We start from the raw sequence: 13,430 nt of genomic DNA on the forward strand, positions 1-13,430 counted from the left end.
AGCGAAAACCCAGCACTCTCGTCTGCTCAAGGTTGCGGCTGCCATAAGAAGTGTATAGAATCCGCACCCCTCGGATACTTCACTGTGTTTACACACTGGCGTCTATCCACAAGACATCATTTATTAGCTCTCTTTATTACAGGTAACAGCATGCCTTCAGTAAAACTTAAAGAAAACGAACCCTTTGACGTAGCTTTGCGTCGTTTCAAGCGCGCTTGTGAAAAAGCGGGCATTTTGGCTGACGTTCGCGCTCGCGAATGCTACGAGAAGCCAACTACCGTTCGTAAGCGTGATGCCGCTGCCGCTGTTAAGCGTCATGCTAAAAAGGTACAACGCGAATCTAAAAAGTTTACTCGTCTGTACTAAGTTACCCGCTGCCGCGCTTGCCCGGGCAGCTTGTAAGTAGTTTGACCGGTTCCGCTCGTTAGCCTGTTTGCATCTGTCATCTAACGAGTTGTGCGTTCCACTCCTGTACCCTAATTGATTACTCAATAACCGGTGAATCATGAGTCAACCAACGCTAAAAGACCGCATAAATGATGCCTTAAAGACCGCGATGCGCGCTAAAGAAAAAGAGCGCGTCGCGGTTTTGCGTCTTGTGATGTCTGAATTCAAAAAAATCGAAGTAGATGAGCGCATCATCGTTGATGACGCCCGCGCTTTAGCCGTGCTCGATAAAATGGTCAAACAGCGTCGCGACTCTGAAACCCAGTATCGCAATGCCAATCGCCCGGAACTCGCCGAGCAAGAAGCTTACGAAATCAGCGAAATTCAAGCTTATCTCCCCGCTCAGCTCACCGCTGCCGAGCTGGATACGCTAGTCGCCAAAGCCTTGGCTGATGCAGGTGTAACCGAAGCGCGCGACATGGGCAAAGCCATGGCGCTACTCAAGCCGCAAGTACAAGGCCGCGCGGATATGGGCGACGTGAGCAAGCTTCTCAAGGCCAAGTTGAGCAACTAAATCGTCAACTGCTAGTCTCTAGCTATCTCCTCAGGCGACGATCACATGGCCGGCCTTATCCCGCAAAGTTTTATCGATGACATGCTCGACCGCCTCGACATAGTCGATGTGGTCGATAGTCGCGTTAAATTGCGCAAAACCGGCAAAAACTACAGCGCCTGCTGCCCGTTTCACGACGAAAAAACCCCCTCTTTTACTGTAAGCCCGGAAAAACAGTTTTATTACTGCTTTGGTTGTGGCGCGAGCGGCAATGCACTGGGTTTTGTCATGGATTACGAGCGCCTCAGCTTTCCCGAGGCCGTTGAATCACTCGCTCGACTGACCGGTTTGGAAGTCCCGCGCGAAGTGCAGACCGAAGCACAAGAAAAGCGCGAGCAGGAAAAACGCAGTATTTACACCCTGCTGGAAAAAGCCGATGACTTTTACCAACAGCAATTGCGCCACCACCCCAGCAAACATCTGGCGGTCAATTATTTAAAAAATCGCGGTCTGGATGGCAAAACCGCCAAAACCTATGGAGTCGGTTTTGCACCGCCCGGCTGGGATAACCTGCTCAAAGCCCTCGCCAGCAACGATGAAGACAAACATCTGCTGATCGAAGGCGGCATGTTGATTCATCAAGAGCAGGAAAAGAAACTCTACGACCGCTTCCGCCATCGGATTATGTTTCCTATCCGCGATACGCGGGGGCGGGTAATCGGCTTTGGCGGACGAGTATTGGGCGACGACAAACCCAAATACCTCAACTCACCCGAAACACCGGTATTCCACAAAGGTCAGGAGCTCTACGGCCTTTATGAAGCGCGCCTCGCCTATCGCGAATTGCCGCGCCTACTGGTAGTTGAAGGCTATATGGATGTGGTCAGTCTGGCGCAATTTGGTATCGGCTACGGTGTTGCCACGTTAGGCACCGCCTGTGGCCCCGACCATCTCGACCGCGCCTTCAAATACACTAGCGAAGTGGTGTTTTGTTTTGACGGCGACAAAGCCGGGCGCAGCGCCGCCCACCGCGCACTGGAAGCATCGCTCGACACAATGAGCGATGGCCGCACAGTGAAATTCCTGTTCCTGCCCGAAGGTGAAGACCCAGACACCCTGGTGCGCCAGATAGGCCCGGACAAATTCGAGCGCATGATCGAACTCGCCGTACCCTTTGAAGATTATTTGTTTGATGCGGTCGCCGAAGGTTTAAATATCCGCACCATGGAGGGCCGCGCCACCTTTAGCAAACGCGCCGCACCACTGTTAGATCGCCTGCCCAAAGGTGTATTTCGCGAATTGATGTTTGAAAGCTTGGCCACTCGCACCGGATTAAATCGCAATATCCTGCAGGAATTAATTCAAGAGCAGCAAAGCAAAGGCGAAATACAGCCGCTTTTTGTAACACCGCCAGCACCAACAAAAACAGAAGAAACCGTACCCAAAGTGGCGTTACCGAAAGCGGCTCCACCGAAAAATAATGAGCCGGAATGGGATCACCCACCGCTCGCAATCTACGAAGAATACGGCGATTTTCCTCAACAATTGCCACCTGCGGACTACCAGGAGTTTTACGAAGAACCGCGCACACAACGCCAAGCCCTCAAGCAGCCCTATCAAGCGGGATTACAAGCGCGCGCCGCAAGTAAATATTTGATGCCGCCTGTGCGCAAGGCGCTAGCGCTGCTACTCACTTATCCCGTACTGGCGAGCCTTGAAGCCAATCACGACGAGTGGCTAGCAGATGAAACCGATGCCGATTGCCTGATGCTCGGGCGCCTACTCAAAGTGCTACATGAGCGGCCACATTACAATTTGTCACATTTGATTGGTTACTGGCGCGGAGTTTACGGCGCTGATAATACTGAGCGATTAGCCGCTGTTGCCGGTCACGATTTGCTACAAGCGGCCAACGCCTTAAGCCAAAACCGGCAAGACAAACCGGCTAAGGCCGACTACGACACCCAAGCCGCATTTAGCGATGCCATGAGCAAATTGCGCCAACAACAAAAACAAAAAAAAGTAGCCGAATCCTTGGCAAAATTAAAAAATGCCGACTTAACTCAACTCACCAAAGAAGAGCGCGACAAACTGGTGCGCGCAGCATTAGCAATAAAAGCAGAACCATAATCATCAAAGCTGGTCAGAATCTGCACGATTAATTCAAAACAGCTTGAAGATTTTTGCGTCACCCACCAATCGCCTAGAATCCACCCAAGCAAGTGGAGTATAATTACGGGCTTTGCATTTCACTCATCAGGTTTTAAATAGGGTTTCGAATGTCTGAAGACGTCCAACAGCAACAGTCCCGTATTAAAGAACTGATCGCCCGCGGTAAAGAACAAGGTTATTTAACCTATGCCGAGGTAAACGATCACCTGCCGGAGGACATCTCTGATCCGGATCAGGTCGAAGACATCATTCAGATGATCAACGACATGGGTATTCGCGTCTATGAAACAGCCCCCGACGCCGACACCCTGTTAATGACTGACGGCGACTCTGCCGCTGATGAAATCGCCGCCGCTGAAGCCGCCGCCGCTCTGGTTGCCGTGGAAACGGAAACCGGTCGCACTACCGACCCAGTGCGCATGTACATGCGTGAAATGGGCACGGTTGAACTGCTGACTCGCGAGGGCGAAATTGTTATCGCCAAGCGCATCGAAGAAGGTGTGCGTGAACTGATGCACGCCGTTGCTTACTGGCCAGGTGCGGTTCAGCAAATTCTCGATGAATACTCACTGGTCGCCAAAGAAGAACGTCGCCTTGCCGACGTAATTATCGGCTGGCTCGACCCCGTTGAAGATGTTCCCGCCTCTCTCGCTGAAGTTGAAGAGATTCCTGTCGCAACCGCTGCTGGTGCAAAACCTGCCGCCGATGACGACGAAGAAGAAGCGAGCACAGACGATGAAGAAGAAGCCGTTTCCGGGGTAGACCCGGAAGAAGCGCGCATTCGCTTTGAAGAGCTGCAAAAACAGCAAGACAAAGTGAACAAGACACTCGCGAAATACGGTTATGGAAGCAAGCAAGCTGAAAAAGAATTGTCAGCTCTGGGCGACCTGTTCAAATTCTTCAAATTGCCAGCCAAGCAATTCGACCCAATCTACAGCAAAGCGCGCGAGATGCTCGACAATGTGCGCAAGCAAGAGCGCTACATTATGGAACTGTGTACACGCAGAGCCCAGATGCAACGCAAAACCTTTATCAAAGAATTCCCTGGCAATGAAACCAACGATGCTTGGCTGCCTGAATTTTTGAAAGGCAAAGTTGATCACGCCGAAAAACTCGAACGGGTAATGCCCGATGTGCAAACAGCACAACAACAGCTTGCACAAATCGAAGCAGAAAGCGGTTTAAGTCTTGCCAGCATCAAAGATATTAATCGCCGCATGTCGATTGGCGAAGCGCGCGCCCGCCGTGCGAAAAAAGAAATGGTTGAAGCCAACTTGCGTCTGGTTATTTCCATCGCAAAAAAATACACCAACCGCGGTTTGCAATTCCTCGATTTGATTCAAGAAGGCAACATCGGCCTGATGAAAGCAGTGGATAAATTTGAATACCGTCGCGGTTACAAATTTTCTACTTACGCCACTTGGTGGATTCGTCAGGCAATTACTCGCTCGATTGCAGACCAAGCACGCACCATTCGTATTCCAGTGCACATGATTGAAACCATCAACAAGCTCAATCGTGTATCGCGCCAAATGCTGCAAGAAATGGGGCGCGAACCAACCCCAGAAGAGCTCGGCGAGCGCATGGAAATGCCGGAAGATAAGGTTCGCAAAGTATTAAAAATTGCCAAAGAACCTATCTCCATGGAAACCCCCATTGGCGACGATGAAGATTCACATCTGGGTGACTTTATCGAAGACACCACCATTATTTCACCGGTGGAGTCAGCAACAATGGAAGGCCTGATGGAAGCGACACGCGAAGTACTGGCTGGCCTAACCGCACGCGAAGCCAAAGTATTGCGTATGCGTTTTGGTATCGACATGCACACCGACCACACCCTGGAAGAAGTGGGCAAACAGTTTGACGTAACGCGTGAGCGTATCCGTCAGATCGAAGCCAAAGCGTTGCGCAAATTGCGCCACCCTTCACGCTCAGATCACCTGCGCAGCTTCCTTGATGAGTAATACACTGCTCATTAATTATCCGGTCGCCAGATAAAACAAAACCCGCTCATGAGCGGGTTTTGTTTTTTAGCTAACACAATAAGTTCACAACTATAGCCACATGCAAAACTTGTCTCTATAATGCCACCTCGCTGTCGCAAGGCAGATTAAGCAATTCCTTTTGGGGCCTATAGCTCAGTTGGTTAGAGCATCCGACTCATAATCGGCAGGTCGCTGGTTCAAGTCCAGCTGGGCCCACCATCTTTATAATCGCACACTCTTTGCACCCATTCTGCTAGAAAGTAAATTGCAAATTTACGCTGGCGAAATCGACATCCATATTAATATCATTTGGTTGCAAGACGTTTATTTCATCGCGTGAAATTTCGAAATTAAAACGCTCGTACTCTACCCGCAAATCCAAATGCTCAGCTAAACGAAATTTAGCACCAAGACCCCAGAAGGTTTCATCGCCATCATGATCGCTGCTTGAGATAAATTCAGAGGTATCGATATTGGTTCCTGCATCCCACCACATTTGGCCACCTTTCGCGTAAAGTGAAAAGCTTTTGGAAATTGGCACCGATAAAATTAAATCCAAGGCTTTACCTTTAAAGTCGATATCCAAGGCTTCATTGCCTGACTCATCGAAATCAATGTAAGCCGCTTCAATGCCGATATATTCGTTTATCTGAAACACAGCAAATGCTTTTTTAGCAGCTTCGTCTTCATCGAAATCACCGTCTTTTAATTTAGTGAGGCCATAGCCGCCACCAATAGAAAACTCAGGCTGAAACTGCCAACCATTACCACGATCTGAATAATCGCTTTGTGCAACAGCAGCAGTCGACACAACACCCATACACATAACAGCTAATAATTTTTTCATAGTTGACTCCTTACGGTTAAAAGACGAAGCCAGAATAGAAATAAAAATTACCTTGTTCTGTGCGTTAGCGCTCTCAAAAATATTTACTCCCTCCAACTAGATAAAAATAAATTCGCTTATTTTATTTGAAAAACCTCACGAAGATTAATCACGATAAATTTTGCTTAAGCGTTACTCAGCGTACAGATTCACATCCGCTATAGGCAGAGCATTTCATCATTCGACTAGCACTTAGGAGAAATACGATGACAAACTTTGATCAGCATGCAATGCAAGACCCCCGCACTCAATATCCAAAATCAGGCGGACAGATAGATGAGCGCCAACCAGAGCCGGGGCTTGATGAAATATTGGGCCCACGAGCCGATCACGGAGAAGAAAGCTATTGCGGCGCAAATCGTTTAGTGGGAAGGAAGGCATTAATTACGGGAGGGGACTCCGGCATTGGACGCGCGATTGCAATTGCATTTGCCCGAGAGGGGGCCGATGTAGTTATCAACTATCTTCCTAGCGAAGAAGTCGATGGGCAAAAAACCTTGGCATTGATTAAACAGGCAAATCAAAAAGCGATTGCTATTCCAGGCGACATTACCAATGAGGATTTCTGCAAAACTTTAGTAACACAAGCTGCAGATGAATTAGGATCAATTGATATCTTAGTTAATAACGCAGGTAAACAACAGTTTGTTGCCGAGTTGGAAGATATAACGACCGAACAGTTTACCCAAACCTTTGCAACTAATGTATTTGCGATGTTTTGGATCACCAAAGCAGCAGTTCCACACATGCCTCCCGGCGCTAGCATTATTAACACCACCTCCATTCAATCTTATCAACCTTCAGCAGGTTTATTGGATTACGCATCCACGAAAGGCGCGATCACCGCATTCACCAAAAGTCTGGCAAAAATGCTGATTAAAAAGGGCATTCGTGTGAATGCTGTTGCGCCTGGCCCAGTCTGGACACCGCTGCAACAAAGTGGCGGTCAGCCAGAAGAAAAGCTTCAACATTTTGGCGACAACGTTCCATTAGGGCGCGCAGGCCAGCCTGCAGAAGTCGCACCGGCGTTTGTATTTCTTGCTTCGCAAGAATCCAGCTACATCACGGCGGAGGTTATTGGAGTGACTGGCGGTAAACATCTGCCTTAACTAACCAACTTCTCGCTTGTGCATCAAACAAAACATTTTTTTATTTCACGTTGAAGGATATCGATATGAACAAGCCACCAAAAAAATCGCCAAAAAAACCAAACGCAGATGCGCAAAATTATGCAGGAGCAGGCTCAATTATGAGCACAGTTTCTGGCCCATCAGGCGCAGAGCCGCCTGTCAGTTTGGGCCCTACCGATCCGACCAAAGACCGCCTGCTCGATAAAACTGTCGACATGCAAAAAGTGTCACAAAAAATGATCACCAACGAAAACAAACCCTATGAGTATGGCGATGCCGCACGGGAACCCCGAGCTGGCGTCACCATTAAGCCAGCTTCACCTGCGACCGCAGGAAGCACCGCATCAGAAATAATGGACTCTGCAAAATCTGGACACATTCCTGCACCCGGCTCGAACCCAACCACTGATTCTTTGGATCGAGTCAGGGTGGATAGTAGCGACCAACCGCTGACGACAAACCAAGGCGTGCCCATTGCCGATAATCAGCACTCATTAAAGATAGGCCTGCGCGGCCCGACTGCATTAGAAGATTTTATTCTGCGCGAAAAAATCACTCACTTTGATCATGAACGTATTCCTGAGCGAGTTGTACATGCACGTGGTTCTGCGGCGCACGGTTATTTTGAAGCCTATCGCGCACTCACTGAATTCACTGCAGCGGCGCCGTTTAGCGAGAAAGGGAAACGAACACCTGTATTCGCGCGATTTTCAACTGTCGCCGGGGAGCGAGGCTCGGCCGATACCGTGCGCGACGTGCGCGGTTTTGCCGTGAAGTTTTATACCGAGCAAGGAAATTGGGATCTAGTGGGCAATAACATCCCGGTATTTTTTATTCAGGATGCGATGAAGTTTCCTGACTTGGTGCACGCGGTGAAAACAGAGCCTCATCATGGTATGCCGCAGGCATCTAGCGCACACGACACTTATTGGGATTTTGTGTCGCTTATGCCGGAGTCGGCACACATGCTGTTATGGCAGATGTCTGACCGCGCGATTCCTCGTAGCTATCGCACCATGCAAGGTTTCGGCGTACACACGTTCCGCTTGGTAAATGCCGAAGGCCAATCCGTATTCTGTAAATTCCACTGGACCCCATTGGCCGGCACTCATTCCCTGGTGTGGGATGAAGCCGCCAAAATTATTGGGGCTGATCCTGACTTTCATCGCCGCGACTTATGGGAAGCGATTGAGTCAGGCAACTTCCCTGAGTACGAATTAGGCCTGCAAATTTTTCCCGAAGAGATGGCGAAAAACTTCCCGTTTGATGTACTCGACCCAACCAAACTAGTGCCGGAAGAATTGGTTCCGGTTACGCCGGTTGGAAAAATGGTGCTGAACCGCAACCCGGATAATTTTTTTGCGGAAACAGAACAAGTCGCCTTTTGTACGGCGCATGTAGTGCCGGGCATCGATTTTTCCAACGACCCTTTATTGCAAGGTCGAATCCACTCTTATGTAGACACTCAAATCAGCCGTTTGGGCGGTGCTAATTTCCATGAAATTCCGATCAACTCACCGATCACACCGGTGCACAACAACCAGCGCGACGGCATGCATCGTCAAACGATCAACCGTGGACGAGTGAACTATGAACCCAACTCGCTTGCGGGCGGATGCCCGTTTCAAGCGGGCATGGCTGGCTATAAAAGTTATCCCGAACGAATTGCAGAAGATAAGGTGCGCGGTAATCCTGAATTATTTTCCGATCATTACTCACAGGCGCGATTATTTTGGCAAAGCCAATCACCCGACGAGCAGCGCCATATTATCAATGCTTTCAGTTTCGAATTAACACGAGTACAAACACCGGCGATCCGCACCCGTATCGTTTCATTATTGGTAAATGTAGACGAGACACTAGCCTCTGCAGTAGCAAATAATTTAGGGATTGATGTACCGCCCGCTATGCCACTCGCATCAGACTTGCCACTGCCGGATTACCCGCCCTCGCCTGCGCTTTCTTTATTGTCCCGCCCTGGCACGACCGGAATTAGCACGCGTAAGGTAGCGATTCTAATTAGCGATGGTGTTAATGAGCGCGCATTAAAAACGATTTACGGGGATCTGTTAGCAGAAGGTGCTGTACCGAGGTTGGTCGGTTCGCGCTTGGGGAAACTTACCGGTGCAAATGGCAGAACAGTGGATATCGAAATAACACTGGATGCAGGCCCTGCCGTGTTGTACGACGGCATGGTGGTCATCCAGGCGGGGGCAGACATGATTCAAAACGCGAACGCACTGGATTTTGTGAGGCTGCAATATCGTCATTGCAAGCCGATTCTCTCCATCGCCAGCGACGCGCTATTAAGCGAGGCAGGAATTCCAGCCACATTGCCCGATGGCAGTGTCGACCCGGCACTAATAGTGGACAAAGAAGAATGCCAAACATCGTCATTGGAGCAATTTAAAAAAGCGCTAGAAGGGCATCGTTCATTTGCACGAGAAACACCTATGCCCCGGGCATAGCGGATTTCGCTAAATAGTTAGCGGCCTATGTGCGATCAGAAACAGTCAGCAAAAGTGTGCGCCCTTATGCTGGCGTGACCATGACTAATTAGGAGATAAAAAATGGAAACACAATTTACCTCAACTCCCGCCAATCCCTATGGGAATAGCGTTTACATAAATCGTTCGGCGCACGACAGTGCAGTTTCTTGGTGTGCCGTGTTCGCTGGTGCGCTGGGCTCGGCCTCACTATCACTCATCCTGTTATTTCTCGGCACCGGCCTGGGCTTTACCATGGTGTCACCCTGGGCAAATGAGGGTGTTAGTGGTACTACATTCGGCGTTTCTAGCATCGTGGCCATCACCTTAATATCATTGATTGCTTCGGCAATGGGTGGTTATCTTGCCGGGCGCCTGCGCGCACGCTGGCTCAACACTCCGGTAGACGAAGTACATTTCCGCGATACCGCTCATGGATTTTTATCCTGGTCATTAGCAACGATTGCGACTGCAACTTTGTTGACTAATGTTGTCGGCAGCATTGTCACAGGAGGTGTTAAAGCGGGCGCCGCAGTTGCGGGAGGGATTGCGAGCACAGGTAATGCCGCAATGATTGCGAACAGCGATTCTGACGCTGCAACATCCGAAAGTGACAATGAAGTCGCCATGTCTTATTTAATTGACACCTTATTGCGCGGGCGCGCCGCATCTAACATCTCACCAATGAGCCAAGGTACAACTACTCTGCCTCAGGATCCGGCATTAGCAGCTGCAGATAGCGCAACAGAAACTCCAGCCGACGCCAACCCAATGCAACAACCTCGTACTCATCAGCGCTTAGATTCTCAATATGACGAACAAACCAAACGTGAATTGGTTGGTATTTTTATGCATGCAACGGTGACCGGGAGAATGCCGCAAGGCGATATAACCTACGCGGGTCAGTTGATCGCAGAAGATACAGGGATAACTCAACAAGCCGCGGAACAGCGCGTCACTGACGCTTTTGCAAACTTACAGAACCAATTGGAAGAAACGGAAACAGCCGTGCGGGAAGCAGCAGAAAAAGCCCGCAAAGCTACTGCTTACACATCGTTATGGTTATTTATCTCCCTGCTGTGCGGTGCATTCGTGGCGAGCTTAATGGCTGTGTACGGCGGCCGCCAACGCGATCTTTAATTAACAACACTCTTTTCAGGAGAAATTAAAATGCGCTCAATTTTACTGTATTTTCTCGGCATACCTATCCCTATCATTATTCTAATAGCAATTTTACTGTGACAAAAAATCGCCCGGAGCATTTCACTTTGGGCGATTTTTTTACACTTCATTTTTATCAACCAGTACGTCCCTGCCACCAAAAATCCGCGCGCACCAGTAAACAATTATTTACTGGCGACGGCCGCATAAGAAAGCAAAAAAACGCCTCCCTCGCACTCAAAACTGAATACGAAAAAAATTACTTTCAAATCGATTTTATCGAAACAAAGATGTATATGGTTACATAGACAATATGCATATGGTTAATTTGACAATAATCAACTTTAGTTGTATACAAGTACGCTTCGGAATCACCGCGCCAATTACATAACAATCACAAGCAGTATGGCGCCCGGAAAGAACGCCTGTTCGCAACGATCAGGGTAAGCCTTCCAACACCCTCCTCCTATATCGGTGGTATTGGTTGCGAGGGGTATCGGAGTATTAATAATGAAACTAATGACTATCGGCAAAGGTGTCGCTTCGGCACTGACTTGCGCTGCCGCTTTATATGCAACAAGTGCTAGCGCGCAAACCTTAACTTCCAATTCAACCGGCACTAATAACGGTTTTTATTACACTTTCTGGAAAGACTCTGGCAGTGCCTCTATGGGGCTACAAGCTGGCGGACGTTACACATCCCAGTGGACCAATAACACCAACAACTGGGTCGGCGGTAAAGGCTGGAACCCCGGCAACAGCACGCGCACCATCAATTACTCAGGCAATTACGGTGTTACTAGTAGCCAAAATTCTTATTTGGCGCTCTATGGTTGGACGCGCAGCCCACTGATTGAGTATTACGTGATCGAGAGTTACGGCTCTTATAACCCGGCTTCCTGCTCTGGCGGCTCTGACATGGGCAGCTTCCAAAGCGATGGCGCGACTTACAACGTGCGCCGCTGTCAGCGGGTACAACAGCCATCTATCGATGGCACCCAGACGTTTTATCAATACTTCAGTGTGCGCAATCCGAAAAAAGGTTTTGGCAATATTTCAGGTACCATCACCTTTGCCAATCATGTCGCGTTTTGGGCGAGCAAGGGCTTGAATCTCGGTGCACATAATTATCAAGTAATGGCGACTGAAGGCTATCAGAGCACCGGTAGTTCAGACATCACAGTGAGCGAAGGCGCAAGCGGCGGCGGCACAAGCAGCACGCCAGCGGCTAGCAGCAGCCCTAGTTCTAGCTCCAGCTCTGCAGCAACGACGGGTAGCGGTGTAGTGGTCCGTGCGCGCGGCGTCGCAGGTGGTGAGCACATCAATTTGCGCATCGGTGGCGCGACCGTAGCCAGCTGGAATCTGACCACCAGCTTTCAGGATTTAAACTATACCGGCACTGCGTCGGGCGATATTCAAGTAGAGTTTGATAATGATGGCGGCAGCCGCGACGTAGTGGTGGATTACATTCGCGTCAATGGCGAAACCCGTCAGGCAGAAGATATGGAATACAACACTGCTTATTACGCCAATGGTTCTTGCGGCGGTGGCGGTAACTCCGAGTTGATGCACTGCAACGGTGTGATAGGGTTTGGTTATACCTATGACTGCTTTAGCGGCAATTGCTCCGGCGGCAGTACAGGTGGCGGCAATACCGGCGGCTCAACTAGCAGTTCAGGTGGCAACAATGCCAACTGCTCTGGTTATGTCGGCATCACCTTTGACGACGGTCCTGGCGCCAACTCCACCACTCTGGTGAACTTGCTTAAGCAAAACAACCTGACGCCGGTGACCTGGTTTGTGCAAGGTAATTATGTAGCCTCCAACGCCAACCTGATCCCAACATTGTTGAGCGTGGGCGAAATCCAAAGCCACAGTTATACCCATCCGCACCTGATTAACCTGAGCTATCAGCAAATCTACGATGAACTGAATCGCACCAATCAGGCAATTCAAAATGCGGGAGCGGCCAAGCCTACTATTTTCCGCCCACCTTATGGCGAGACCAATGCTAATGTAAATCAAGCGGCACAAAACCTCGGTTTACGGGTTGTGACCTGGAATGTAGATTCACAAGACTGGAACGGCGCCAGCGCAGCGGCAATCGCCAATGCTGCCAACCAACTGCAAAACGGCCAAGTGATACTGATGCACGATGCCAACTACAACAATACCAACGCAGCGATTCCACAGATTGCGGCGAACCTGCGTGCAAAAGGCTTGTGCCCGGGCCGCATTGACCCGGCTACTGGCCGCGCAGTTGCACCCTCTGGCGGATCGAACAACAGCACACCTGCCGTTTCCAGTAGTAGCCGCAGCAGCACTCCTGTAACGCCCAGCAGTAGCAGCCGCAGCAGTGTTAGCACCGGCAGCAATTGCCAATGCAACTGGTGGGGCACGCTCTACCCCACTTGCACCAATACCGCGAGTGGCTGGGGTTGGGAAAATAACCGCAGCTGTATTACTACCAGCACCTGTAATAGCCAGGGTCCTGGCGGTGGCGGACAAGTATGTAACTAAGGCAACCCGGAAGTGGCTCAATCTGAGCCGCTATCGGTAACACAAATAGGGGAAGCGGGTAATGCGCTTCCCCTTTTTTGATTACCAAAGTACACAAGCTAAATAACCGATTATTAGCACTCTCAAGTTATATAGTTTATTTGACAA

General features: G+C 49.7%; 9 protein-coding genes and 1 tRNA gene. 9 read left to right on the forward strand and 1 reads right to left on the reverse strand.

The features are described from left to right. Positions 1–150 precede the first annotated feature (150 nt). From rpsU to AC2CG4_RS04605, 5 genes are all read left to right on the forward strand, one after another. Entirely contained in the window at positions 151–366 is a 216-nt protein-coding gene (gene rpsU, locus AC2CG4_RS04585) for a 30S ribosomal protein S21 (protein WP_084618192.1), read from the forward strand. A 139-nt stretch (positions 367–505) separates the two neighbouring features. Next, positions 506–961: a GatB/YqeY domain-containing protein gene (locus AC2CG4_RS04590; RefSeq protein WP_484485153.1), complete on the forward strand. Its 456-nt coding sequence runs from the start codon at positions 506–508 to the stop codon at positions 959–961. A 45-nt stretch (positions 962–1,006) separates the two neighbouring features. Then, a complete protein-coding gene (gene dnaG, locus AC2CG4_RS04595; RefSeq protein WP_484485154.1) occupies positions 1,007–3,070 on the forward strand; it encodes a DNA primase in 2,064 nt (687 codons plus the stop codon). 149 nt (positions 3,071–3,219) lie between these two features. Next, the gene (gene rpoD, locus AC2CG4_RS04600) at positions 3,220–5,079 is read left to right on the forward strand and encodes an RNA polymerase sigma factor RpoD (RefSeq protein WP_484485155.1); all 1,860 of its coding nucleotides are present in this window, start codon (positions 3,220–3,222) and stop codon (positions 5,077–5,079) included. 163 nt (positions 5,080–5,242) lie between these two features. After that, positions 5,243–5,319: transfer RNA gene (locus AC2CG4_RS04605), tRNA-Ile, on the forward strand. Between the two features lie 34 nt (positions 5,320–5,353). Here AC2CG4_RS04605 and AC2CG4_RS04610 read toward each other — a convergent pair. Next, a complete protein-coding gene (locus AC2CG4_RS04610; protein WP_484485156.1) occupies positions 5,354–5,947 on the reverse strand; it encodes an outer membrane beta-barrel protein in 594 nt (197 codons plus the stop codon). 245 nt (positions 5,948–6,192) lie between these two features. Here AC2CG4_RS04610 and AC2CG4_RS04615 point away from each other — a divergent pair, with 245 nt between their 5' ends. From AC2CG4_RS04615 to AC2CG4_RS04630, 4 genes are all read left to right on the forward strand, one after another. Beyond that, complete coding sequence (locus tag AC2CG4_RS04615; protein WP_484485157.1) at positions 6,193–7,095, forward strand: glucose 1-dehydrogenase; 903 nt, start codon at positions 6,193–6,195, stop codon at positions 7,093–7,095. A gap of 65 nt (positions 7,096–7,160) precedes the next feature. Next, positions 7,161–9,584 (forward strand): catalase, encoded by a 2,424-nt coding sequence (locus AC2CG4_RS04620; RefSeq protein ID WP_484485158.1) that lies wholly within the window; start codon positions 7,161–7,163, stop codon positions 9,582–9,584. A gap of 102 nt (positions 9,585–9,686) precedes the next feature. Beyond that, the gene (locus AC2CG4_RS04625) at positions 9,687–10,742 is read left to right on the forward strand and encodes a hypothetical protein (RefSeq protein WP_484485159.1); all 1,056 of its coding nucleotides are present in this window, start codon (positions 9,687–9,689) and stop codon (positions 10,740–10,742) included. A 531-nt stretch (positions 10,743–11,273) separates the two neighbouring features. Continuing rightward, positions 11,274–13,283 (forward strand): glycoside hydrolase family 11 protein, encoded by a 2,010-nt coding sequence (locus AC2CG4_RS04630; protein ID WP_484485160.1) that lies wholly within the window; start codon positions 11,274–11,276, stop codon positions 13,281–13,283. Positions 13,284–13,430: the final 147 nt, after the last annotated feature.

This window comes from Cellvibrio sp. ATLC23, from assembly GCF_057196725.1.